A 23,788-nucleotide genomic window follows, 5' to 3' on the forward strand; every position below is an offset into this window, starting at 1 on the left:
TGCACCTTCCGAGGTGATCCGGGGGCCCTTTTTTGCGCGCCCCGGCACGAAGCCGCGCGTCTGCGGGGCTGTAGATCTGACCACCTGCGCGTTTGCCCGTCGCTTGGTATCAAACGCGCGGATGGTGGCAGGATGCCGCCCGCCCTACTTGAAAAGGGCTTTCTTTATTTTCAATAAGGTTGACTTAGTGAAAACGTGAGCTATGCTTAGCCTATGAACAACGAGCACGGGGGACGCGGCCACGACCATGCCCATGGTCACAGTCACGGCCATGATCACCATCACGACCACGCGCCCAGCAGCCTCAAGGCGCTGCTCACGGTGCTCATCTTCACCACGGTCATCTTCTTCGTGGAGGTCGTGGGAGGCTTGTGGTCGGGCTCGCTGGCGCTGCTGTCGGACGCCATGCACATGCTCGGCGACTCGACCGGCCTCATCGTCGCCGCGGTGGCGGTGGCACTCGGTCGGAGGGGGCGCACGCTCACGGCCACCTATGGCTACAAGCGCTTCGAGATCCTTGCCACCGTGGTCAACGCGGCGGCCGTCAGCGCCATTTCCGTGTGGATCGTCGTGGAGGCCATCGCCCGCCTGCGCTCGGGGGAGCAGGTGGATACGCTCATGATGCTCGTCGTGGGCGCGATCGGCCTCGTGGCCAACGTCTTCGGCGCCGTCGTCCTCCACGGGCACCGCGAGGAGGGCATGAACATCGAGGGCGCGTTCCTCCACGTGCTGGTCGACCTCTTCGGCTCCGTCGCGGTCATCGCCGCGGCGCTGATTATGCGCTGGACCCTGATCACCTGGGCGGATACCGCGGCCTCGCTGGTCATCGCTGCGCTCATCCTGCCGCGCGCCGTTAAGTTGCTCGTCCAGTCGGTCAACGTGCTGCTCGAGCGGGCCCCCGGGGGCATCGACGTGGAGACGATAGAAAAGGAGCTCAGCACGATCCCGGGCGTCGTTTCCGTCCACGACCTGCACGTCTGGTCGCTCGACGGCATGCAGCTGCTGGCAACCTGCCACGTGGTCGTCGACCAGCGCAATTGCGACATCTACGAGTGCGGGGTCCTGGACGTCGCCCAGCAGGTCCTGCGCGACAACGGCATCGAGCACTCGACCATACAGCTGGAATCCGCCGCCCACCACTCGCACGAGACCCACTGCGGGGCCGTGACCGAGGCTGGCGAAGTTGCTTAGTGCCTAAGACGGGTTAGGATCTAGGACATGGCTTTTTCGACCCCCAGCTATGACCTCATTGACCTGTTCAATCGCATCGATCGCGGCGATCTTCAGCTCCCCGATTTCCAGCGTTCCTTCCGCTGGGACGTCGACCGCATCCGCTCTCTGCTGGTCACCGTGCTGCGGGGCTACCCGATGGGATCGTTTATGGCGCTCGACGTGCGCAACGAGGTCCCGCGCTTCAAGTCCCGGCCGGTCGAGGGTGCGCCCGACACGGGGGAGAATCCGGGGCTTTTGCTTCTCGACGGTCAACAGCGGCTGACCACCCTGTACCAGTGCCTGCGCGGGGACGGCATCGTGGAGAGCACCGACTTCCGCAATAAGAAGGTGCGCCGCAAGTTCTACGTGGACGTCAACAAGGCGGTCTCCGCCGACGTGCTGCCGGACGAGGCCGTGATCGCCACCGACCCCGAGGGCAACATCAAGACCCACTTCGCCCCGGAGATCCCGGGCGGGCTCGTCAACCGCGCGGCGGAGCTGGCCGCGGGCCTGCTGCCCATCTCCGAGCTGCTCTCGGACGCCGGCACCGACCTGCTCTTCGACCTCGCCGACGGCGCGGAGGAGGGCGCCCGCGAGCGCACCAAGCGCTTCAACAACGCCGTGCTCAAGCCGCTCGTTCGCTACTCGGTTCCCATGATCCGCCTCGACCGCGGCACCGCCCGCGAGGGGATCGGCTCCATCTTTGCCCAGGCCAACAGCCACGGGTTGCAGATGGACGTCTTCGAGCTGCTCACCGCAGTGTTCAAGCTGGAGGACGAGGGGTTCTCCCTCCGGGAGGACTGGAAGAAGACCGAGGCCGAGCTGCGCCAGTTCCCGGCGCTCGACGGCATCGGCCGCACCGAGTTCCTCACCGCCGTGGCGCTGTATGTCACCGCGAAGAAGGGCCACCCCGACGCCCACCGCGAGGCCATCGTCAACCTGACGCTGGCCGAGTTCGTCGAGGCCTCCGCCGTCATGCGCGCCGCGTTCAACGAGACCGCGGAGTTCATGATCGCTCGCTGCATGCACACCACCAGCCAGGTACCGTACGCCGCGCAGCTCATCCCGCTGTCGGTCATCATCGCGCTGCTCACGGAGGATCCGCGGGTGTTCGCCCAGCAGCAGGCCTGGGACCGGCTTAACTGCTGGTTCTGGTGCGGGGTGTTCGGCGAGCTCTACGGCGCGCCCACCGCGGTCGTGCGCGCGGCCACCGACGTCGCCGAGGTCACCGCCTGGATCCGCTCCGTCGTGGACAACGGCGGCAACGCCCCGCTGCCGCGCTCGGTGCGCGACGCCACCTTCATCGAGTCCCGGCTGCTGAGCGCCGGCCCCAACTCGGGCCTGTACAAGGGCATCTACGCGCTGCTCATGGGGCGCGGCGCCCGCGACTGGCGCACGGGATCCGTCTTCGATCGCACCACTTTCTCCTCCATGGGCGTGCATTTCCGCCAGATCTTCCCGGCCCGCTGGTGCGAGGACAACGGCATCGACCCGGTGCTCGCGGAGTCGGTGCTCAACCGCACCCCGATGGGCCGTCGCACGCACGTGATGGTGGAGGACTCCTCGCCCGCGCGCTACCTCATCCGGCTGCAGTCGAAGTCGCTCATGGACGATGCGGAGTTCGACTCGGTCTTGGCCTCTCACCTCATCGACCCGCACCTGTTGTTGTCGGCGCAGGCCGAGGAGTTCTTCCGCGATCGCCGCCGCCGCTTCGTCGAGATGATCGAGCAGGCCATGGACGCCACCGCGGTGCGCGACGTCAACGAGTCCGACCTGCGCGCGGGCGAGGAGGGCCCGGCCGCCTTCGCCGAGGATCAGGCTTAGGCCGCCGAAGGCCGTCGACAAGCGAAAAAGGGGAAGGAATGCGGTATCGCGCGCTGCTTGCGGCGCTGTGCTTGTCGACGGCTACGCTGGCCAGCTGCACGGCGCAGGCGGAGCTGACCGACGCCGACGTGCTCGCGCGCGCCAAGGCCGACAATCTCAACCGGCACGTCTCCTCGGCGTTCGAGCCCACCGCGCAGGTGCTCGCGGACGCCGACGGCAGCGGGGTGGACGCCGTCAATCGCTTCTTCGATTCGAGCGACACGCTCGTCATCGCGGGCCCTCGGGTCGCCGACCAGCTGCGCGCGGCCTCGATCGCGGTGGTGGCGCACGCGCCGATGTTGACGATGTACAGCTCCAACCGCTCGGCGGTGGTGGAGGAGATCTCCAGGCTGGGGGCCCGCGTGGTGCTCGCCGTGGGGGAGGTGGACCTCGCCGATGCCCGCGGGCAGCTGACGGTGATCAAGGATCCGGGCACCTTCGTGGCCTTAGGCGAGATGACCGCCTTCCAGTTCGAGGGCACCCCGGTGGCCTCGGCCGAAGGCGCGGTCGCGGCGGTGGCGGCGCTCGACCCCGCGCGCCCCAGCTACCTTTACCCGGGATGGGTAACCGGCGGCGAGCCCACTGACGACTGGACCTCAGCGCAGGGGAGGGGCCACGAGAAGGCGCCGGCGTTTCCCGTCCAGTCCAAGCGCGACGCCGACATGGCGCCCGTGGTGATCGCGAGCAACGACTCCTCGATCGCGTCGGTGGCCACGGCCCGCTCCTTCGGGGCCTCCGTGCGGGTCATGCCGGTGGCGGACCCGCGGTACAGCACCGACACCTTGGCCATGGTGGCGGGCCTTGCCGACTCCCCGCTCATCGCGCTCGGGCAGCAGTTCGGCACCGCCGACGGGCTGCGGGAGAAAATCAGGCTGGGGGAGGCCACCACGTCCGAGCTGCCCGGCGGCGGGGGCGTCGTCTTCCCCGATCGGACCGTCGTGGGCGTGCAGGTAGGCGAGGAGGCGCTCGGGGACTGGCGCGCCGCCGACGAGTCTCGCCTGATCGAGGGCATCGATCAGGTACTCGACGAGGCGGCCGCGCAGCAGTCCGCGGTCGAGCGCATCCTCGGCGGGCGAACGACCTCCGCTCTCGTGGTTCCGGTGGACGCGGACACCCCGCAGGGCCTGGTCGACGCTCTGGTGCGGGAGACCGGCGCCCGGGGAGCCTTCCTGTTCCTGCAGGTGGCGCCCGGTTACCAGGCGAGCGATCTGGTGCGGCAGGCGCTCGGCTCCACGCACGTCTCAGTTTCCCTCGATTCAGGCTCCCTGCCGATCGCCAGCGAGGACGTGACCCGGTGGGCCAGCGTCCTCGACGAGGTGGCGCGGGCGAGGTCGCTGCCCCAGAAGGCGCTCGTCGTGCGCCAGCGGGCCTCCGGCCAGGTGAGCGATCCGCAGGCTCTTGGCTTCGGCTCGCCGATGGTGCAGCTCGTCATCGCCGCCGACGGTTCGGCCACTGCCACCGCCACTGCCGCGGGGTCGGCGCAGGACGCCGCGCGCGCCGTGTTCGGCGAGGTGACCAGCGATTACACGCAGGCGGGTGGCCAGACCTTCTTCGGCTGGGTCAGCCCCGCCACCCCCGGCGGAGGGGAGTCGGCGGGGGTGGCGTCGGCCGACGACGATGGCTTCGCGCAACTTTCCCCCCGTCCGTGGTTAATTATTCGCGGGTAGGGGAATTTAATTCACACTTTGGGCGCGATATTCCCCTCCGCCGCATCGCGTGGGAAGTTGTTGGTCTACACTAATTGCAGTCGCACGCCGAAGAGCTGGTGTGGACCCCTTAATGTCGACGCGGTCGTGCCGGCATTTTGCGGACATCACGAATTCCCAGGAGACAAAACGTGAGCCAGAATGGCCTTCCTGTCGTTCTCATTGCCGATAAGCTAGCGCAGTCCACCGTCGACGCGCTCGGGGATAAGGTGGAGGTGCGCTGGGTCGATGGCCCGAACCGCCCCGAACTCCTCGCGGCTGTTCCCGAAGCAGACGCACTGCTCGTCCGCTCCGCCACCACTGTTGACGAGGAAGTCCTCGCCGCAGCCACCAACCTGAAGATCGTCGGCCGTGCAGGCGTCGGTCTGGACAACGTTGACATCCCGGCCGCCACCTCCCGCGGCGTCATGGTCGTCAACGCTCCTACCTCCAACATCCACTCCGCGTGCGAGCACGCCATCTCGCTGCTTCTGGCCACCGCGCGCCAGATCCCGGCCGCAGACAAGACCCTGCGCGACGGCGAGTGGAAGCGCTCCGCCTTCAAGGGTGTTGAGATCCTGGGCAAGACCGTCGGCATCGTCGGCTTCGGCCACATCGGCCAGCTGTTCGCGCAGCGCCTCGCCGCCTTCGAGACCAACATCATTGCGTACGATCCTTACGCAAACCCGGCCCGCGCCGCTCAGCTCGGCGTCGAGCTGGTCGAGCTCGAGGACCTGGTGGCCAAGGCAGACTTCGTCACCATCCACCTGCCCAAGACCAACGAGACCGCCGGCATGTTCAATGCCGAGCTGCTCGCCAAGGCTAAGAAGGGCCAGATCATCATCAACGCCGCCCGCGGCGGCCTGGTTGACGAGCAGGCGCTCGCCGACGCCATCAAGGCTGGCCACATTCGCGGCGCTGGCTTCGACGTGTTCTCCACCGAGCCGTGCACCGACTCCCCGCTGTTCGAGCTGCCCGAGGTCGTCGTCACCCCGCACCTGGGCGCTTCCACCGTGGAGGCCCAGGACCGCGCCGGCACCGACGTTGCTGACTCCGTGCTCAAGGCTCTGGCCGGCGAGTTCGTCGCCGACGCCGTCAACGTCTCCGGCGGCCGCGTCGGCGAGGAGGTCGCTGGCTGGCTGGACCTGTCCCGCAAGCTGGGCCTCGTCGCAGGCCACCTGCTCGACGGCGTCCCGGTTGCCCTCGAGGTCGAGGCTCGCGGCGAGCTGTCCACCGAGCAGGTAGACGTCCTGGGTCTGTCCGCTCTGCGCGGCCTGTTCTCCGGCATCATCGAGGAGTCCGTCACCTTCGTTAACGCACCGCGCATCGCTGAGGAGCGCGGCGTGGAGGTCAAGGTCACCACCGCCTCCGAGTCCGCCACCCACCGCAGCGTCCTCGAGGTCAAAGCCATCGCGGCCGACGGCAAGACCGCGTCCGTCATCGGCGCTCTGACCAACATGGGTCAGGTCGAGAAGATCGTCCGCATCAACGGCCGTGGCGTCGACATGCGTGCCGAGGGCCGCAACCTGTTCCTGTCCTACACCGACGCCCCGGGCGCACTGGGCAAGGTCGGCACCCGCCTGGGCGCCGCCAACATCAACATCGAGGCTGCAGCCTTGACCCAGGAGGCAGACGGCGACGGCGCCATCCTTATCCTGCGCGTCGACCAAGAGGTCCCGGAGGCTGTCGTCGAGGCAGTCGCCACCGAGCTGGGCGCCAAGGCGCTGCAGATCGACCTCTCCTAGTTTTCCGGTTCTACCAGGACCACGAAGGCCTCGCCCCTCTCTGCGGAGGTGGCGGGGCCTTCGTCATTTACATGGCGGTCGCGAGTGCCTCGACGAAGCGCGCCAGCTGGTCCCCGGTGATCGTGGACATGAGGGTGACCCGCAGGATCGCCTTCCCGCGGGGCACCGTGGGGTAGCGGATCGCGGGCACGTGGAACCCGGCGTCCTGCAGCCGCTCCGACACCCGCAGGGCGTGGGCCTCGTCGCCGATGGGGATCGGTACGATCGGCGTTTCCCACCCGCCGTCCGGCACCGGGATTCCCGCCTCCTGCAGCAGCCGCGAAAGCCGTTCGATGTTGGCATGCAGCTTGTCGACGACCACAGGCTCGCGATCAATGACCCCTAAAGCGGCGCACACGGCCGCGCAGTTCGCCGCCGAGGTCGCGGTGGAAAAGACGTAGGAGCGGGCCTGATTCCGCAGCAGGTGAGCGAACTCGGCGTTGGTGCACACCGCGCCGCCCTCCGCGCCGAGGGCCTTGCTGGCTGTGGCCATGAGGATGTCGGGGCGCACGCCGAAGCGCTCGATGGTTCCCCGCCCGCGCGCGCCGAGTGTGCCCACCCCGTGGGCGTCGTCGATGTAGAGCCAGGCGCCGTAGGCGTCGGCAAGCCTGCGAAGCGAGGGCAGGGGAGCGACGGTGCCGTCCATGGAGAACACGCCGTCGCTGATGATGAGCTTGTGCTCGCTGCGGCTTACGCTGAGGAGCTTGTCGAGTACGGCCATGTCGCGGTGCGGGTAGACGCGCGCGTGGAGGCCCGCGATGCGGCAGCCGTCGATGAGGCTGGCGTGATTGAGCTGGTCGGAGAACACTTCTAGGTTGCCACCCGCGAGCCTGTTGAGCGCCTGGATTGTCGAGAGATTGGCCTGGTAGCCGGTGGCGAAGAAGACCGCGTCCTCATAGCCGGTGAATGAGGCGAAGGCCTCCTCTACGCGGGCGTGCCAGGTCGTGGTGCCGGTTGTGAGCCGCGAGCCGCCCGAGCCGGTGCCGAACTGCCGAAGCGCCCCGGTCGCGGCCGCAACCACCTCGGGGTGCTGGGAAAGCCCCAGGTAGTTGGAGCTCGACAGCAGGACCCGCTCCGCGCCGTCGACGGTGGCGGTGGCCTCCTGCGCGGTGCCGAAGACCCGTTGCGTGCGCTCGAGGTCGGCCTCGCGCCAGCGGCGGTTTTCCTGCGCGCACAACTCGTCGAAGCCGGGAGCGGCAACTCCGGGCGCGGGAGCGTCGTCCACCACGATGACCCGGTTCTCCAGGTAGGAGATGAGCTCCTTCTTTTCCTCCGCCGTCATCGGGGCGCAGACAAACACGCGGGTGCCCACGTCCTCGCCGGGCCGCTTGATCTTCGGGATGCGGTAATAGGTGCCGCGGGCCGCGAGGTAGCCGGTGGTGTAGTCCGGGTCGTCGGAGATGCACACCTCCGCGAGGATCTTCGGATGGTGGCAGACCTTGCTGGCCAAGACCAGGGCCTCGTGGTGGTGGTTCTTGGTGGGGCCGGTCACCTGCGAGCGGGCATCGAGGTTGGTCACGCGCACCCCGCGCTCGCGGTCGGGCTCGATGCGCTCGCCGGTGCGTGCGTCGACGAGCATGGCGCCGCGCAGCCCGCTGACGGTGTGCATGAGCTCGTCGACGCGCCGCGCGACGGGGGCGGCGACGCCGAGCTCCTTCAGCCGCGTAGAAATGAAGTCGCGCGCCTGCTCCGGGGACTGGCAGGGAACCTCCTCGACCTCGAGCGCAGGTACGTAGCCGATCGAAACGGGATCCACGCCGCGGACGGTGAGGTGGATCTCGTCGGGCGTGCCCTTGGGGTGTCCGAGCGCGCGTTCGTTGAGACTGGCCGCGATGGGGCCGACGTGCTCGCTTGTGCAGATCCGCTCGGCGCCGGAGATGTGCTCGCCTCCTCGGCTGGCGCGCATCTTGACGGAGTACAGGCTGGTGGTGGCGTTCGGCATGGTGGACAGGATAGCCCATCGGGCGGTTTTATGGGTCGAGAACAGGCTATACGTCGTTCAATTCTTGGTCCTGGAATGGGGTTGGGGGTAGTGGAGAAAGGATAACCTCCGTAAGGGGGCCGCGCGGAGCGGCGAACGCGGCCCCTCAGGTGGGAGTGCCTATCGGCGTCCGTTGCCGAATTTCGCGCGTGCGCGGCGGCGCCGCGTGCTATTCTGAGGCAAATAGTTCACATCGTGGGAAAGAGGTTCCATATAATGAAACTTGCAGTGATCGGCGGCGACGGCATCGGCCCCGAGGTGACCGCCGAGGCGCTCAAGGTGCTGGGCGCCGTGCGCGACGACATCGAGACCACCGAGTACGACCTGGGGGCCCGCCGCTACCTTCGAAACGGTGAGCTGCTCACCGACGATGACCTCGCCTCCCTGCGCGAGCACGACGCCATCCTGCTGGGCGCGATCGGTGCCCCCGGCTCCGTGCCGCCCGGAATCCTCGAGCGCGGCCTGCTGCTGAAGATGCGCTTCGCCCTCGACCACCACGTGAACCTGCGCCCGTCCAAGCTGTACCCGACCTCCAAGTCCCCGCTGGCCAACCCCGGCGAGATCGACTTCGTCGTGGTCCGCGAGGGCACCGAGGGGCTCTACTGTGGCAACGGCGGCGTCCTGCGCGAGGGGACCCCGCACGAGGTGGCCTCCGAGGTCTCCCAGAACACCCGCTACGGCGTCGAGCGCGTCGTGCGCGACGCCTTCAACCGCGCGATGGGACGCCGCAAGCACGTCACCTTGGTCCACAAGACCAACGTCCTCGTCAACGCCGGCGGCCTGTGGGAGCGCACCGTCAATGAGGTGGCCGCCGAGTTCCCCGAGGTCACCGTGGACTACTGCCACATCGACGCCGCGACCATCTACATGGTCACCAACCCGTCCCGCTTCGACGTAATCGTCACCGACAACCTCTTCGGCGACATCCTCACCGACCTGGCAGGCGCCGTGACCGGCGGCATCGGCCTGGCAGCCTCCGGCAACATCGACGCGACCGGCACCAACCCGTCCATGTTCGAGCCGGTCCACGGCTCCGCGCCGGACATCGCGGGCAAGGGCATCGCGGACCCGACCGCCGCGATCCTCTCCGCCGCGATGCTGCTTCGCCACCTCGGCGACGAGGACAACGCCGCCCGCATCGAGGCCGCCGTGGCCGACGACGTCGCTTCCCGGGGTGATGCGCCGATCAAGACCACCGAGGTCGGCGACCGCATTGCCGCCGCGCTAAAGGCATAAGCCGCTCGCACCGCAAAAGCATACCCCTTTCCCGTCGAAGGTAGACCCCATCGACTAGGGAAAGGGTTCTTTTTATTCACGCTCTGAGCTGGGAAAGTCTATAAACAGTAGACTTCTTAGTCTATTTAGTGGTGGGATATCGGGCATGCCTGAATACAACGCTGCCTACAGACGAAAAGTGATCTTTACCCTCATGTGCGTGCAGGTCATGGCCGGGCTCGGCCACGGCGTCACGTTTACCATGGGCTCCCTCCTTGCCACGAAGCTTCAGGGTCCGGCCTGGGGCGGCACGGCGCTCGCACTCACCATGGGAGGGGCTGCGCTGTGGGCGATCCCTCTGGCTAAGGTGGTCGCACTCCGCGGCCGCCGCGCCTCGCTGACCACGGGTCTGGTCATGGGCATGCTGGGCGCGGCCTCCGCGCTCACCGGTGCGCAGCTGTCCTTCTTCCCGCTCGTGCTCCTGGGCTTCCTCTTCCTAGGCGCCGAGGTTGCAGTCAACCTGCAGGCCAGGTTTGCGGCCGTCGACGTAGCCGTCGGAAAGCACCGCGGACGAGACCTCTCGCTGGTCATGTGGTGCACGACGGTTGGCGCCGTGATTGGCCCCAACCTGTTCGGTCTCACGGAGAAGCTCGGTTCTAGCCTCGGGCTCGCCGAGTACGCGGGCGCCTACCTCGTGTGCATGTGCGCGCAGGCCACCGGCATTCTGGCGCTGCAGTCCTCCCTGCGACCGGAGCTGCGCCCGCAGGCGATCTCCAAGATCAAGCAGGTCGTGCCGCGCATGGGCAACTACCCGCTGGTCATCGTCGCCATCGCGACCGTCGCGGCCTCCCACTTCGCGATGGTCGGTGTCATGAGCATGACCGGCGTGCACCTCAAGACCCACGGTGTGGGGCTCGGCTTCATCGGCATTGTCATTTCGTCCCACGTCGGCGCGATGTACGCGCTGGCCCCTCTGTTTGGTTCCCTCTCTGACCGCCTGGGCCCGTGGTACTCCATCGCCGTCGGCACGGGATTGAATATCTTGTCCTGCGCCATTGTTGCCGCCGGGTCGGGCAGCCACACTATCGTCCTAGTCGGCCTCTTGCTGCTGGGTATCGGCTGGTCCGCGACGCTCGTGGGCACCACGGCGTTGCTGGTCACCTCCTCGCCCTCGCAGGGGCGCACGGTCTTCCAAGGGCGCAGCGACTTGGTCATGAACATCTGCGGCGCGGCCGGCGGCATCCTTGCCGGCCCGATCGTCAGCGCGACGAGCCTCTCCTTCTTCGCAGGCCTCATGATCGTGGTCATCGCCGCCCAGATCGGGCTCAGCGTGGCGTACCTCCGCATCCGCGGCACGGGTGCACCCGTCGACCCGGATTCCGTCACTAACATTGTGGCGCGGGAGACAGTTTAGACGTTCTGTGAGCAAAACCATGTTCAAAGCCGTGGCCATTGGCTAGGCTTCTGGACATGTCTGTAGAGCTCGAAGAGATCCAGGGCTTCCTCGCAGCCCACGCGCCCTTTGCCTCCCTTCCTGCGGAAGAACTCGCGGCGTTGCCCGCGACCATGACCATGCGCTACGTGCGCCGCGGCGAGACCATCGTCGAGTATGGTCAACCCAACGACTTCTGCTACTGCATCCGCAGCGGCGCCGTCGACGTCACCGACGAGAATGACACCCTCCTCGATAGGCGCGACGCCGGCCGCTGCTTCGGCTATTCCACGCTCATGGGCGATAACTCCTCCCGCTACCGCATGGTGGCGGTGGAGGACAGCCTGCTCATGCTTATCCCGCGCGAGCCCTTCCTCGAGCTCGCCGGTAAGTACCCGGATCTGGCCCGGTTCTTTTCCTCCCAATCCAAGCGCATGCGCGCGGCCGCGGAGGAGCTGCGCACCGATTCCTCCTCGGACATCCTGCGCATGAAGCTGGGGGAGTTCATGATCACCACTCCCGTGACCGTGCCCGCGACCTCCACCATCCAGCAGGCCGCGCGGTTCATGCAGGAAAACAACGTCTCCTCGCTGCTCATCATGGAAGGCACCCGCGTCAGCGGCATCGTCACCGACCGCGACCTGCGCAAGAAGGTCGTGGCTATCGCTCGCGACGTGACCGAGCCGATCAGCGAGATCATGACCCCGGACCCGCGCACGCTGCCGTCGGACGCGCAGGCCTTCGAGGCCATGATGATCATGACGGAGCTTGGCATCCACCACCTGCCGGTGGTGGATAGGGAGCGCCTGGTCGGCATCGTCTCCACGCCGGACATCATGCGCCTTCTGCGCAACGACCCCATCTACGTCACCGCCGACCTCGGGCGCGCCACCACCACGGAGGAGATGCACAAGACCTACTCGTCGGTCTCCGACGTCGCCGCCCGCTTCATCGACCGCGGTGCCTCCAGCGAGGACGTGGCATCGCTGGTCACGGTCTCAGCGGACTCCCTGGCCCGCCGCCTGCTCGCGCTGGGCGAGGAGAAGTTTGGCCCGGCGCCCGTGGAGTACGCCTTCGTGGTGCTCGGCTCGCAGGGCCGCCGCGAGATGGGGCTGGCCTCCGACCAAGACAACGCGCTCGTGCTGTCCAATGATTACAACGAATCCGAGCACGGCGAGTACTTCGCGAATCTTTCTGAGTACGTATGCCGCGGGCTCGACGCCGCGGGCCAGGTGCTCTGCCCGGGCGACATGATGGCGATGAACCCGCAGTGGCGCATGACCCAGGACCAGTGGCTCGACACCTTCCGCCTGTGGATCACCGCCCCGGAGCCGGACGCGCTGCTGCACGCGCAGACCTTCTTCGACATGCGCGGCATCCACGGCGCCACCCACCTGGCCAGCGCCATGCACACCGCCGCCGTCGATTCCTCCAAGGACGCTGGCCGCATGCACGCACACCTGGCCACCCTCGCCGCCCGCCGCGAGCCACCGCTGGGCTTCTTCCGCGGCTTCGTCGTCGACCGCTCCGGCGAGTACGCCAACACCCTCGACATCAAGAAGGGCGGCACCGCGGCGATCGTGCAGATGGCGCGCCTTTTTGCTCTGTCCTCCGGCGTGGCCGCCGTTGGCACCCGCCAGCGCCTGAAGGAGTCCGCGGGCGCGGGCAAGGTTTCGGAGAAGGGCGCCCAGGACCTCATCGACGCCTTCGACTTCCTCAACTCCACCGCGCTCAAGCAGCAGGCGGTGAGCATCCACAAGAAGGAGAAGCCCACCTACCACATCGACCCCTCGACGCTGGGCAAGCTCGACCGCGAGCACCTGCGCGACGCCTTCCAGATCATCAAGAGCATGCAGAACGCGCTGGCCACCAAGTACCCGATCAGGAACATCTGATGTTCGGCGGACTCTTCGGCTCCAAGAAGTCAGGTACCGGCGCGCTGGCCAGCTATAACGCCGCACCCAGACCAAATAAGAACACCCCGCTCGCCGAGCTTGAGCTCCTCGCGGTGGACATGGAGACCACCAGCCTGAAGGCGGAATCCGGCCGCATCCTCTCCATCGGCTGGGTTCCGGTGCGCGGCGGCGAGATCGACCTCTCGGGCGCGGGCTACGTCATCGTCCGCCAGGACGGCACGGGGGTGGGGGAGTCCGCCACCATCCACCACCTCACCGACGACGAGGTGGCCACCGGCATCGACGAGGAAGAGGCCGTGTCCCGCCTGCTGGAGGCGCTGGCGGGCAAGGCGCTGCTCGCGCACTTCGCGGTGCTGGAGACGAGCTTCCTCGACGCCGCGTGCAGGCGGCACTTCGGCGGGGCGTTCTCGGCGCCGGTGGTGGACACCTTCGCCCTCGAGCGCCGCCACATGGAGCGCATGGGCACCTACCCGCGCGGCGAGGACCTGCGGCTCGCGCGGGTGCGCACGCGCTACGGGCTGCCCAGCTACCGCAATCACAACGCGCTCACCGACGCGCTCGCCTGCGCGGAGCTCTACCTCGCCCTTCTGGGCAACATCAAGGGCGACACGATGAAGGCGTTGGGCTAGTTTTTCGCTTGTCGACGCCCACCTTCGGCGTCGGAACGCAAAAAGGGGTACTGGCTCATTATTTTTGACACAAAACAGTGTCCAATTTGTTGGTCGTTCCTATGTTTGGAAACGGGCATAGTAGTATGACCGTTATGCGTTTTGGACGAATTGCTACCCCAGAGGGAATGTGCTTCTGCGTTGTTGAGGGCGCAGAAGGCGCCGAGGTCTGCCGCGAGATCGCCGGCACGCCCTTCACCGAGCCCGAGCTGACCGGCCGCGAGTGGAAGCTGGCCGACGTGCGCCTGCTCGCTCCGATGCTCCCGAGCAAGATCGTGGCCATCGGCCGCAACTACGCGGACCACGTCAAGGAGGTCTTCCAGAAGTCCGCCGAGCACCTGCCGCCGACCCTGTTCCTCAAGCCCCCGACGGCCGTCGTCGGCCCGGGTGCCGCCATCAAGATCCCCGAGTTCGCCACCAAGGTCGAGTTCGAGGGCGAGCTGGCCCTCGTCATCGGCCAGGCCTGCAAGAACGTGAAGGCGGAGAACTGGAAGGACGTCGTCCTCGGCTTCACCATCATCAACGACGTCTCCTCCCGCGACCTGCAGTTCGCCGACGGCCAGTGGGCGCGCGCCAAGGGCATCGACACCTTCGCGCCGCTGGGCCCGTGGATCGAGACCGACCTCGACTCCATCGACACTACCAACCTGCCGATCAAGGCCCACCTCACCCACGAGGGCGTCACGGAGACCAAGCAGGACTCCAACTCCAACCAGATGATCATGAACATCGGCGAGATCATCGAGTTCATCACCGCCTCCTTCACCCTGCTCCCGGGCGACGTCATCTGCACCGGCTCCCCGGCCGGCACCGCGGCCATGTTCCCTGGCGACTTCATCGAGATCGAGATCCCGGGCGTGGGCAAGCTGGGCAACCCGGTCGAGCGCGCCTAAGAAATCCACCCCTAGCGCCGGTTGCATCCAGCACCGGCGGCTTACTCCCCGCACGCAGCCTCAGTGCTTGTTGTGCGGGGCTTTACTATTCCTAGCCGACGCACCCTGCTGGCAAGCCCTCCCGGCGGGACTCCATTGGCGCCGCCGTGGCGGTAGATTGGGTACTTATGCACGAACACGATCACCATCACGCGCACGAACACTCAACCCCCATGCACCCCGAGTCCGACATGTACGTCGAGGGCGAGACCCGCTGGTCGGGCGAGCCGAACGGCGCGCTCATCGACCTCGTCGGCCAGCTGGGGCTTGCCAACAATCCCGGCACCGCGGTCGACTTCGGCTGCGGGGAGGGCGCTGACGCGGTCTGGCTCGCGCAGCAGGGCATCGCCGTCACCGGCGTGGATCCCTCGCCGATCGCCCTGGCCCAGGCGAAAAGCGCCGCGGACGCCGCGGGCGTCGAGGTGAGCCTGGTCGAGGGCTACGCGCCGGAGGCGCTCACAGGTACCTGGGACCTCGTCGTGGGGATGTACGCGCCGGTGCACTCCGACCCCGTGAAGCTGGGCGCGCTGCTCGGCGCCGTGGCCCCGGGCGGGCACCTGCTTTTCGTCCACCACGAGATGCCGGAAGACTTCTTCGAGGGCGTCGACTGGCGCGGCGACTTCCTCTTCCCGAGGGAGCTGGCCAAGCGCCTTCCCGAGTCGGAGTGGGAGATCCTCGTCGACGAGGTGCGCGCCCGGCGCGTCATCCCCGGTGCCTCCGCCCACCACGTCTCCGACGAGCTGCTCGTGGCGCGGAAGAAGAGCTAGAGAAACGAGTTAGGAGATACCCAGCGCGCGCATGATGGTGCGCAGCTTGGCGGTGGTCTCCGCGACCTCCTCCTCGGCGACGGAGTCGGCGATGAGCCCGCCGCCGGCCCACGCGCGGGCCGTGCGGCCGTCGCCCGCGACCTCAGCGCAGCGGATGGCCACCATGTACTCGCCGTCGCCGGTTGCATCGCACCAGCCCACAGCACCCGCGTAGAAGCGCCGGTCACTCTCGGCGAAGGAGATGAGCTCCTCCGCGGCATGGGTCGGGGTCCCGCAGATCGCGGGGGTGGGGTGGACGATGGTGGCCAGCTCCAGCGCACTCAGGCCCGGATCCTTGAGCGTGCCCACGATCGGCGTGGCCAGGTGCCACATCTCGTTGGTGGAGATGAGCTCCGGCTGGGCGGAGATCTCCAGCCGCTTGCACAGGGGAGCGAGCAGCCTGCGGAGGTGGTCGACGACGTAGGCGTGCTCCTCGTGGTCCTTCGCGCTCGCGCGCAGTGACTCGCCGTTGATCCGGTCCTGCACCTTGTCCGCGCTGCGCGGCGCGGAGCCCGCCAGCGGGAACGCGGACACGGTCGAGCCCTGCTTCTTGATGAGCACCTCGGGGGAGGAGCCCACCAGCATCGCGCCCACGAAGTCCTCGCCCGCGGGGGTGAGGTCGGCGATGAAGCCGTCGCGGGCGTAGGAGAGGTCGATGAGCCGGGCCGCGATGAGCCGCGGGTCGACCGGCTCGTCGAACTCGACGTCGACCGCGCGCGCCAGAACCACCTTGTCCAGGGGCTGGTTCCTGATGGTCTCGATCGCCGCCTGCACCCGGTGCCGGTGCTGCTCGAGGCTGGGATCCAGCGCCTTCAGCCGCGCGGTCAGCCGCGAGCCCTCGCCCTGGCGGTAGTAGGCGTGGGGCTCGAGCGGGCCCTCCTCGCGGATCACCGAGCGCGGCACCGTGAGTGCGGCCTTGTGGTCGCGCCGGAAGGGGAGCGCGCCCACGACCAGCTCCGCCTTCTTGCTCTTCAGCGCCCGGATGGCGTCCTCGGGGTTGTCGAAGACCTCGACCGCACCCTGGGTGCGGATGGAACCGTGCGCGCGGGACAAGAGGAAGTCCGGCGCGGTGACTGGGCGTTGGGCAGACATAAGGGACTATCTTAGCGCGGCGGTGAGCCCCGCCAGCGCCGCGGCCACCCGCCCGCCGCCGCGGGTCCCGGAAACAGGCCGAGGGAGCCATGTCTGCCGCGCCGGGACCGGTGGTTTACGATGGAGACCATGTCTGATGTACGCGTTCGTTTCTGCCCGTCGCCCACCGGCACCCCGCATGTCGGCATGGTGCGCACCGCACTGTTCAACTGGGCCCAGGCCCGCCACACCGGCGGCAAGCTCATCTTCCGCATCGAGGACACCGATGCCGCCCGCGACTCCGAGGAGTCCTACCAGGCGATCATCGACTCCCTGCAGTGGCTCGGCATGGATTGGGACGAGGGCGTGGTCAAGGGCGGTCCGCATGAGCCGTACCGCCAGAGCCAGCGCATGGACATCTACGCCGACGTCCTGGAGAAGCTGAAGGCCGCAGGCTACGTCTACCCGGCCTACTCCACCGCCGAGGAGGTCGAGGAGCGCCACAAGGCCAAGGGCGAGGACCCGAAGCTCGGCTACGACAACTACGACCGCACCCTCACCGAGGAGCAGATCGCGGCCTTCGAGGCCGAGGGCCGCAAGCCGGTCTGGCGCCTGCGCATGCCGGACAAGGACTGGAAGTGGAACGACCTAGTCCGCGGCGAGATCGAGTTCAAGGCCGCGACCCAGCCCGACTACGTGGTCGCCCGCTCCAACGGCGCGCCCCTGTACACGCTGGTCAACCCGGTCGACGACGCGCTCATGGGCATCACCCACGTCCTGCGCGGCGAGGACCTGCTTCCCTCCACCCCGCGCCAGCTGGCCCTCTACGAGGCGCTGGTCGCCATCGGCGTCGCGAAGCAGACGCCGGAGTTCGGCCACCTTCCCTTCGTCATGGGCGAGGGCAACAAGAAGCTGTCCAAGCGCGACCCGCAGTCGAACCTGTTCAACCACCGCGACAACGGCATCATCCCCGAGGGCATGCTCAACTACCTGGCGCTCCTGGGCTGGTCGCTGTCGGCGGACAAGGACATCTTTACCGTCGAGGAGCTGATCGAGAACTTCGACGTCAAGGACGTGCTCGCCAACCCGGCCCGCTTCGACCAGAAGAAGCTGGAGGCGATCAACGCCGACCACATCCGCCTGCTGCCTGCCGGCGAGTTTGAAGAGCGCCTGCGCGCCTATCTGACCGAGTACACCGACTTCCCGGAGGATTACCCTGCGGACAAGTTCCAGGTGGCGTCGGACCTTGTTCAGACTCGAATCAAGACGCTGAAAGACGCCTACGGTCTGCTCAAGTTCCTGGCAGTCGCTGATGAGGACCTTGTTATCGACGAGAAGTCTGCGAAGAAGAACCTCAAGGAAGCTGCCATCGCCCCGCTGGAGGCGGGTATTGCGGCGCTTGAAGGGGTAAGCGAATGGACCGCGCCGGATATTGAGGCCGCGCTTTCGAAGGCCCTCGTCGAGGACTTGGGCCTCAAGCCGCGCGTCGCCTACGGTGCGCTCCGCGTGGGCATCTCCGGCCAGCAGGTCTCCCCGCCGCTGTTCGAGTCGATGGAGCTGCTCGGCAGGAAGTCGACCCTCGCTCGCCTGCGTGCGGCGCGTGCGGTCACCCCGTTCGTGCCCGCCCAGTAGCGCTTTTCGCTTATCGACGCCCAACCAGCGCACGTCTTAACTCCCGAAAGGGGATAAGGCGTGCGTTGTGGCTTGTCAGGGATGGGTTTTTCGTCGGCAAGCAAAAAGAACGACCCCGTGCGACGCTACTTAATGAAAATAGTTATCATATGGGGCATGTCTATTGAACCGATTCCCGTAACGGTGCTGTCCGGCTTCCTCGGCACGGGCAAGACCACCCTGCTCAATCAGCTGCTGGCCAACCGCGAGGGGCGCAAGCTCGCCATCATCGTCAACGACTTCTCCGAGGTCAACATCGACGCCGCGCTCATCGAGGGGGAGGGCGACCTCGTGCGCGGCGAGGACCGCTTCGTCGAGCTGTCCAACGGCTGCATCTGCTGCACCCTGCGCGAGGACCTCGTCGACTCCGTCTCCAACCTGGCAAAGTCCGGCAAGTTCGACCAGATCGTCATCGAATCCACCGGTATCTCCGAGCCGATGCCCGTGGCCGCCACCTTCGAGTGGGAATTCGAGGACGGCTTCAAGCTTCAGGACCTGGCGAAGATCGACACGATGGTCACCCTTGTCGACGCCTCCACCTTCCTGTCCTACCTGCGCAAGAACCGCAAGCTCGCCGACGTGGACATGCAGGCCACCGCCGAGGACGATCGCACGGTCGCCGACCTGCTCGTCGACCAGGTCGAGTTCGCCGATCTCATCCTCGTGACCAAGGGGGACATCGCAGGGCCCGAGCTGACCGACAAGGTCATCAAGACGGTCGCCGCGATGAACCCCCGCGCCCGCATCGTGCCCGTCGAGCACGGCAAGATCGCCAACGAGCTCGTCCTCGACGCCCACCTCTACGACCTGGCCACCGCCGCCACCTATCACGGCTACGCGGAAGAGCTGGCCAACCCGCATACCCCGGAGACCGAGGAATACAGCATCTCCTCGGTCGTCTTCCGTTCCGACCGCCCCTTTAGCAAGGAGCGGCTCCTTGCGGCCCTGCGCACCTCCACGGGGCTCGTGCGCTCCAAGGGGTACTGCTGGCTGGACAACGACCTCACCGTCGTCCACAGCTGGCAGCAGGCGGGACCCAACCTGCAGATCGTGCCGGCCAACTACTGGGCGCGCGTGGACGTGGCCCCCGGCAACGAAATCGTGCTCATCGGCGTGGACTTCAACGCCCGCGAGGTCCTCGACAAACTGGAAGCCGCGGTCCTCAGTGACGTGGAGGCCAGCGCGCTTTTGGGCTCCCGCTAGGGGCGAGCGAATCGCAACCTTGTAAGTAGAAATCCACAATGCGTCGCCTCCTGGCGGCGCATTTTTTCCTCTCTACCTGCAGATTTGTAATGAACCGGCCATCATGGTTATAGTTATCCCCGTTGCACAGCGAGCTTTCACAAGAAGTGAGCAGTAAAACATTGGCCTATGGTGTAATTGGCAACACTACGGTTTCTGGTACCGTCATTCTAGGTTCGAGTCCTGGTAGGCCAGCAGCGGATGCTTTAAATCCGCAGTCCTAATGCCCCGTTCGTCTAGCGGCCTAGGACGTCGGCCTCTCACGCCGGTAACACGGGTTCAAATCCCGTACGGGGTACAAAGAAAAGAGCTTCTCATCGCTTTTGTGGTGGGAAGCTCTTTTTTGCTACCCCCATCTGTTCGAACGGCACCGCCTGTGACCTAGCATGTTCGAGTTTCCGCGGGGGAGGTGTGATCTTAACTTCCTATGAATGTTGGTCAAACCCTAGCGAAAGTTAGGGGCGCCTCCTATGCTCAGGGTCAACGACAAAAAAGGTTCCATCCGGAGGGAACCCCACCTGATCAGGGTCGTTACCGTCCAAGCTAGTCGAGTTGGAAAAGGAGGTTGTGTGGCAACGAGTGAACTAACAGAACATCACCACAACCGCACGGCCACGTCGAAGGCAGCCGGGATGACCATAATCCGAGCTTCCAAGCGCCAAGGATGCGCGAACTCGGAGCTCACCTTCGAACTCCCTGTGGATGTACAGCCACTGTCGCAGTCGAAGTAACACTTGGGAACCGACACCCAACCTATGAACAGGAAAGCGGACGCAGGGGCGAGATGCCACCTGACGATACTTCCGATACGACGTCGAGAGTTTCAAGAAAACATCGACTGGCGACGTGGTGGTGAGACATCGCATCAAAGCAAGAGGCCCCTTCGGCGCGAAGCTGAGGGGGTCACTTCACGTCCACAGGTCCCTCCCTTTCCGCTTGCCGACGCTATGCGCACAAACAGACGGAAATGGAACCTGACCTGCTGATTTGTTAAACCTTCGACGCGTCGTTTAGTATTCTTCAAGACCGCTTCGGAGGGCACGGCCCACCGAAACGAACCAGAAGCAAAAGGCAACTCGCCTTTTCTTTCAAGCCCCGTTCGTCTAGCGGCCTAGGACGTCGGCCTCTCACGCCGGTAACACGGGTTCAAATCCCGTACGGGGTACAAAAGAAAAAAGGGAAGCTAGTGAAAATCACTAGCTTCCCTTTTTCATTCGCGTCGAAGACTTCGTCATCGCGATGAACCAATCCTCACTGGGCGTTGACAGTTACCACCTCTTCGTTCACAGGAAGCAACATAACCTCGGGCATCGAACGGCAGTACATCTAGCCGCAAAAATTAGTACATGAACACGCTCGCGTTGTCCCCGCCGGTGCAGGTGATCAGGTTGTCGGCGTCGTTGCTGCAGCTCATGGTGTAGGCCTTGCCGGTGACGGGGCTGGTGACCTCGATGGAAGGCTGCAGGCTGTCGCGGATGTTGTCGCCGGTGGCGTTGAGGCCCTGGGTCTGCGCGTTGACCACGGCCTTGGCGAAGTCGCAGCTGGTGTTAGGTCCCGCGGCGACGAGGTGGAGGGCATAACCGTCGCCGGAGATGCAGACGGTGGCGGCGGTGCCCTTCATGTCGATGCTGTCGCCGGGGTTGGGGTTTTTCAGCAGCTGCTCGTACATGTACTGCTGGAAGTTGGTCACCGAGCCGGAAACCGCGCTGGTGGTGCTGGTGTGCACCGCGGACGTCGTGGTGGGTGCCTGCGCGGAGGTGGTCACCGGCGCGGGTGCCTTGGTGGTGACGGTGGTGGTCACCGGCGCGGGCGCGTTCGACGAGGAACCGCAGGCGGCGAGCGGGGCCGCGAGCAGGAGGGCGGAGGCGGCGGCGAGTTTCTTCATGCCCCGAGCCTAACGCAAAAGGGAGTCGCTACGCAGGGGCGCAAACGATTGAACCCGGCGCCCTGCGCCGAAAGGGGAGCGGGGGTTGGTCATTTGTCGGGGTGGGGGCCTACGATTTACAACCATGAAACGTTTCCTCAGCGCGCTGGTCGCCCTTCCGCTGGCGGTGTCGCTGGTGGCGTGCGACTCGCAGTCGGGCCCGTACGGCGCCGAGCCGTCGGCGCAGCGCAGCCACCTCAAGCGCGCCGCCAACGCGGTGAAGTACGTCGCGCTCGGGGACTCGTTTGCCTCCATGTCGGGCGCGGACTCGCTCGATGATTCGACCCCGCGGGCGGAGTTCTGCATGCGCAGCGCGGACAGCTACCCGCATATCGTTGCGGCGCAGATCGGCGCGTCGCTGAACGACGCCACCTGCCAGGGGGCGACCACCGCGGACGTGCTCGAGTCCTACGACACCGACGAGGGCAGGGTTTTCAGTCAGATCGAGTCGCTCACCCCGGACACGACCCTGGTCACCCTCACCATCGGCGGCAACGACGTCAGCTTCGGCGCGCCGTCGGGCTGCGATCCGCGCGACCTCATCGCGGGCGACCCCGAGGTCAACGAGGCGTTCCCCGGCATTCTTCAGACGGACGCCGAGCGCGAGGCCGCCTGCATCGCCGACGCCCAGGCGGCCAACGACGAGGCAGTCGCGGAGCTGCCGGACAAGCTCGACGAGATCTACCAGGCGATCGAGCAGCGCTCGCCGAAGGCAATGGTCATTGCCACGGGGTACCTCCCGGTGATCCTCGAGGGGGACACCTGCGACTACGCCAACGCTCTCTCCCCGAGCGATCTGCAGTGGTTCCAGGACACGACCGACCAGCTCAACTCCACGGTCGAGCAGTCCGCGAGCGAGCACGGGGCGATCTACGTCATGCCGAACGACGCCGCGCAGCACACGGCGTGCACCTCCGCGGACGACCGCTGGACCAGCATCGATGGCTCGGACACGAATTCCTTCCCCATGCACCCCACCCCGGCGGGGCAGAAGACGATGGCGGACGCGGTGGTTCAGGCATACGAGTCGCACGTGGGTGCATAACGCTTATCGACGCCCAAGGTCAGTGACCATTGGGCGTCGATAAGCGAAAAATGCTACTTGAAGTCCAGCTTGAAGTACTCGGCCTTGGTCCAGCCGAGGACCTTCTCAAACAGGAAGGTGAACGCGATGCTGAGCGCGAGCGGGAGGACGACGAAAACCACGAGGACCGTGAGCACGTTTCCGGCGCTCCAGCCCCAGCCGTCGTAGTTGAGCGCGGCGAGCGGGCCGACGAGGCCGGAGATGCCGAAGCCCGCGGAGATCGAGGTGCCCGCGATGCCGAGCGCGCCGCCCACGCCGCCGAGGATCGCGGCGGAGCAGATGATCGGCAGGAAGGTGACGGGGCGGGAGAACATGTTGGCCATCTGCACCTTCGGCGAGCCCAGCACGTGGAGGATGGAGGTGGCGAACCCGTTGACGCGCCAACCAGCGACAAGCAGGCCGAAGCCCGCAGCGACGACGCCCAGGTTCGCGGTGCCGGACGACACGCCCTCCATGAAGATGGCGGTGGCAAGCCCCACGGTGGACACGGGCGAGACGATCATGATGGCGAACAGGACGGCCAAGATGACGCCCATGACGATGGGCTGGAGGTCGGTCGCGCCGTTGACGACCTGACCCAGCCAGACGGTGAAGCGCTTGACCACGGGGTAGGTGACCACCCAGCCGATGCCGCCGGCGATGAGGGTGACCAGCGTGGACAGCAGCAGGATGGTGTAGTTCTTCAGCTTGTTGCCGATGAGCAGGATGAGCCCCACGGCGAGCGCCGCGGTGATGCCGGTGTTGATGACGAGCCCGGTGCCCTGCAGGTGAAAGCCGCCCTCCTGCAAGGGCTGGGCGACGCCCGAGCCGCAGACGGCGGCGATGCCCACGGCCGCGGTCTGGATCGGGGTGAGCTTGAACTGCATGGCCACGAGCACGCCGATCATGACCGGCAGCAGCGAGGAGGCCAGCCCGGTGAGCTGGATGATGGTCAGCGCCCCGTGCCAGTGCGGCATGATCGCCTTGGCGAGCTCGCCGAGCAGCGCCTGGGGGACCAGCGCCACGACCACGGCGATGGAGATGCCGTTGAGCACCTTCATGATGAACGAGCCGACCGTCATCGCCTTAGGCGCCTCCGCGGCGCTGGAGTCCGGGTCGGCCTCTGCCTCGACGATGGGGTTCCCCTCGAGGGCTTCCGTCTCAAGGGATGAGACATCCGTGCTGTTTCTTCCTTCACTCATGCTTAGAGAATATGCATTCCTGTTAATCGACTAAAAACTGCCAGCCCCTTTTGTCGCCTTTGTCTCACACAGTGAAACGGAGTGAAAGCGGACGAGGGAACGATTCGGATGGGGGAGGATG

17 protein-coding genes and 3 tRNA genes are annotated in these 23,788 nt (G+C 66.4%); 16 read left to right on the forward strand and 4 right to left on the reverse strand.

All coding sequences use genetic code 11. From position 1 onward, the window contains the following. The first annotated feature begins 213 nt into the window (after positions 1-213). From B843_RS06140 to serA, 4 genes are all read left to right on the forward strand, one after another. Entirely contained in the window at positions 214-1,191 is a 978-nt protein-coding gene (locus B843_RS06140; RefSeq protein WP_025252641.1) for a cation diffusion facilitator family transporter, read from the forward strand. A gap of 27 nt (positions 1,192-1,218) precedes the next feature. Beyond that, positions 1,219-3,036 (forward strand): GmrSD restriction endonuclease domain-containing protein, encoded by a 1,818-nt coding sequence (locus tag B843_RS06145; protein ID WP_025252642.1) that lies wholly within the window; start codon positions 1,219-1,221, stop codon positions 3,034-3,036. 38 nt (positions 3,037-3,074) lie between these two features. Then, positions 3,075-4,742, forward strand: coding sequence for a hypothetical protein (locus B843_RS13240; protein WP_025252643.1), 1,668 nt, complete (start codon positions 3,075-3,077; stop codon positions 4,740-4,742). Between the two features lie 170 nt (positions 4,743-4,912). Continuing rightward, positions 4,913-6,505: a phosphoglycerate dehydrogenase gene (serA, locus tag B843_RS06155; RefSeq protein ID WP_025252644.1), complete on the forward strand. Its 1,593-nt coding sequence runs from the start codon at positions 4,913-4,915 to the stop codon at positions 6,503-6,505. A gap of 67 nt (positions 6,506-6,572) precedes the next feature. Here serA and B843_RS06160 read toward each other — a convergent pair whose 3' ends face one another. Then, a complete protein-coding gene (locus B843_RS06160; protein WP_038595347.1) occupies positions 6,573-8,486 on the reverse strand; it encodes a 6-carboxyhexanoate--CoA ligase in 1,914 nt (637 codons plus the stop codon). Between the two features lie 255 nt (positions 8,487-8,741). Between B843_RS06160 and B843_RS06165 the strand changes: the two genes are divergently transcribed. The 6 genes from B843_RS06165 to B843_RS06190 all read left to right on the forward strand — a co-directional run bounded on the left by B843_RS06165 (position 8,742) and on the right by B843_RS06190 (position 15,455). Next, positions 8,742-9,761: a 3-isopropylmalate dehydrogenase gene (locus B843_RS06165; RefSeq protein WP_025252646.1), complete on the forward strand. Its 1,020-nt coding sequence runs from the start codon at positions 8,742-8,744 to the stop codon at positions 9,759-9,761. 178 nt (positions 9,762-9,939) lie between these two features. Beyond that, the gene (locus B843_RS06170; protein WP_210766200.1) at positions 9,940-11,154 is read left to right on the forward strand and encodes an MFS transporter; all 1,215 of its coding nucleotides are present in this window, start codon (positions 9,940-9,942) and stop codon (positions 11,152-11,154) included. 56 nt (positions 11,155-11,210) lie between these two features. Beyond that, complete coding sequence (locus B843_RS06175; RefSeq protein WP_025252648.1) at positions 11,211-13,067, forward strand: putative nucleotidyltransferase substrate binding domain-containing protein; 1,857 nt, start codon at positions 11,211-11,213, stop codon at positions 13,065-13,067. Then, positions 13,067-13,717 (forward strand): exonuclease domain-containing protein, encoded by a 651-nt coding sequence (locus B843_RS06180; RefSeq protein WP_025252649.1) that lies wholly within the window; start codon positions 13,067-13,069, stop codon positions 13,715-13,717. The genes B843_RS06175 and B843_RS06180 overlap by 1 nt, the downstream gene beginning before the upstream one ends. Before the next feature lie 134 nt (positions 13,718-13,851). Then, a complete protein-coding gene (locus tag B843_RS06185; protein ID WP_025252650.1) occupies positions 13,852-14,649 on the forward strand; it encodes a fumarylacetoacetate hydrolase family protein in 798 nt (265 codons plus the stop codon). Between the two features lie 212 nt (positions 14,650-14,861). Then, positions 14,862-15,455 carry a class I SAM-dependent methyltransferase gene (locus B843_RS06190; protein WP_025252651.1) on the forward strand — a complete coding sequence of 198 codons (594 nt, stop codon included), beginning with the start codon at positions 14,862-14,864 and terminating at the stop codon, positions 15,453-15,455. A 9-nt stretch (positions 15,456-15,464) separates the two neighbouring features. On the opposite strand, the gene B843_RS06195 is transcribed toward B843_RS06190, so the two are convergent. After that, positions 15,465-16,586, reverse strand: coding sequence for an isochorismate synthase (locus tag B843_RS06195; RefSeq protein WP_025252652.1), 1,122 nt, complete (start codon positions 16,584-16,586; stop codon positions 15,465-15,467). A gap of 120 nt (positions 16,587-16,706) precedes the next feature. Here B843_RS06195 and gltX point away from each other — a divergent pair, with 120 nt between their 5' ends. The 5 genes from gltX to B843_RS06220 all read left to right on the forward strand — a co-directional run bounded on the left by gltX (position 16,707) and on the right by B843_RS06220 (position 20,643). Continuing rightward, positions 16,707-18,197 (forward strand): glutamate--tRNA ligase, encoded by a 1,491-nt coding sequence (gltX, locus tag B843_RS06200; protein ID WP_038595350.1) that lies wholly within the window; start codon positions 16,707-16,709, stop codon positions 18,195-18,197. 156 nt (positions 18,198-18,353) lie between these two features. Beyond that, the gene (locus B843_RS06205) at positions 18,354-19,439 is read left to right on the forward strand and encodes a GTP-binding protein (protein ID WP_025252654.1); all 1,086 of its coding nucleotides are present in this window, start codon (positions 18,354-18,356) and stop codon (positions 19,437-19,439) included. Between the two features lie 162 nt (positions 19,440-19,601). Next, a tRNA-Gln gene (locus B843_RS06210) sits at positions 19,602-19,673 on the forward strand. Positions 19,674-19,703: 30 nt separating this feature from the next. Then, positions 19,704-19,776, forward strand: a tRNA-Glu gene (locus tag B843_RS06215). Between the two features lie 794 nt (positions 19,777-20,570). Beyond that, positions 20,571-20,643 (forward strand) — tRNA-Glu (locus tag B843_RS06220). Between the two features lie 174 nt (positions 20,644-20,817). Here the strand turns inward: B843_RS06220 and B843_RS06225 are convergent. Continuing rightward, a complete protein-coding gene (locus tag B843_RS06225; RefSeq protein WP_025252655.1) occupies positions 20,818-21,363 on the reverse strand; it encodes a hypothetical protein in 546 nt (181 codons plus the stop codon). 124 nt (positions 21,364-21,487) lie between these two features. On the opposite strand from B843_RS06225, the gene B843_RS06230 reads away from it, so the two are divergent. After that, positions 21,488-22,447: an SGNH/GDSL hydrolase family protein gene (locus B843_RS06230; RefSeq protein WP_025252656.1), complete on the forward strand. Its 960-nt coding sequence runs from the start codon at positions 21,488-21,490 to the stop codon at positions 22,445-22,447. A gap of 53 nt (positions 22,448-22,500) precedes the next feature. On the opposite strand, the gene B843_RS06235 is transcribed toward B843_RS06230, so the two are convergent. Next, positions 22,501-23,526 carry a PTS transporter subunit IIC gene (locus tag B843_RS06235; protein ID WP_025252657.1) on the reverse strand — a complete coding sequence of 342 codons (1,026 nt, stop codon included), beginning with the start codon at positions 23,524-23,526 and terminating at the stop codon, positions 22,501-22,503. Between the last annotated feature and the right edge of the window lie 262 nt (positions 23,527-23,788).

The organism is Corynebacterium vitaeruminis DSM 20294, from assembly GCF_000550805.1.
Taxonomy (GTDB): Bacteria; Actinomycetota; Actinomycetes; order Mycobacteriales; family Mycobacteriaceae; genus Corynebacterium; species Corynebacterium vitaeruminis.

Bases quoted from the DNA above. Each gene is read 5' to 3' on its own strand.
- B843_RS13240 (WP_025252643.1), top strand. From the start codon at position 3,075: ATGCGGTATCGCGCGCTGCTTGCGGCGCTGTGCTTGTCGACGGCTACG.
- B843_RS06165 (WP_025252646.1), top strand. From the start codon at position 8,742: ATGAAACTTGCAGTGATCGGCGGCGACGGCATCGGCCCCGAGGTGACC.
- B843_RS06160 (WP_038595347.1), bottom strand. From the start codon at position 8,486: ATGCCGAACGCCACCACCAGCCTGTACTCCGTCAAGATGCGCGCCAGC.
- B843_RS06205 (WP_025252654.1), top strand. From the start codon at position 18,354: ATGTCTATTGAACCGATTCCCGTAACGGTGCTGTCCGGCTTCCTCGGC.
- B843_RS06225 (WP_025252655.1), bottom strand. From the start codon at position 21,363: ATGAAGAAACTCGCCGCCGCCTCCGCCCTCCTGCTCGCGGCCCCGCTC.
- B843_RS06190 (WP_025252651.1), top strand. From the start codon at position 14,862: ATGCACCCCGAGTCCGACATGTACGTCGAGGGCGAGACCCGCTGGTCG.
- B843_RS06185 (WP_025252650.1), top strand. From the start codon at position 13,852: ATGCGTTTTGGACGAATTGCTACCCCAGAGGGAATGTGCTTCTGCGTT.
- B843_RS06175 (WP_025252648.1), top strand. From the start codon at position 11,211: ATGTCTGTAGAGCTCGAAGAGATCCAGGGCTTCCTCGCAGCCCACGCG.
- B843_RS06195 (WP_025252652.1), bottom strand. From the start codon at position 16,586: ATGTCTGCCCAACGCCCAGTCACCGCGCCGGACTTCCTCTTGTCCCGC.
- B843_RS06235 (WP_025252657.1), bottom strand. From the start codon at position 23,526: ATGAAGGTGCTCAACGGCATCTCCATCGCCGTGGTCGTGGCGCTGGTC.
- B843_RS06230 (WP_025252656.1), top strand. From the start codon at position 21,488: ATGAAACGTTTCCTCAGCGCGCTGGTCGCCCTTCCGCTGGCGGTGTCG.
- gltX (WP_038595350.1), top strand. From the start codon at position 16,707: ATGGAGACCATGTCTGATGTACGCGTTCGTTTCTGCCCGTCGCCCACC.
- B843_RS06180 (WP_025252649.1), top strand. From the start codon at position 13,067: ATGTTCGGCGGACTCTTCGGCTCCAAGAAGTCAGGTACCGGCGCGCTG.
- B843_RS06140 (WP_025252641.1), top strand. From the start codon at position 214: ATGAACAACGAGCACGGGGGACGCGGCCACGACCATGCCCATGGTCAC.
- B843_RS06145 (WP_025252642.1), top strand. From the start codon at position 1,219: ATGGCTTTTTCGACCCCCAGCTATGACCTCATTGACCTGTTCAATCGC.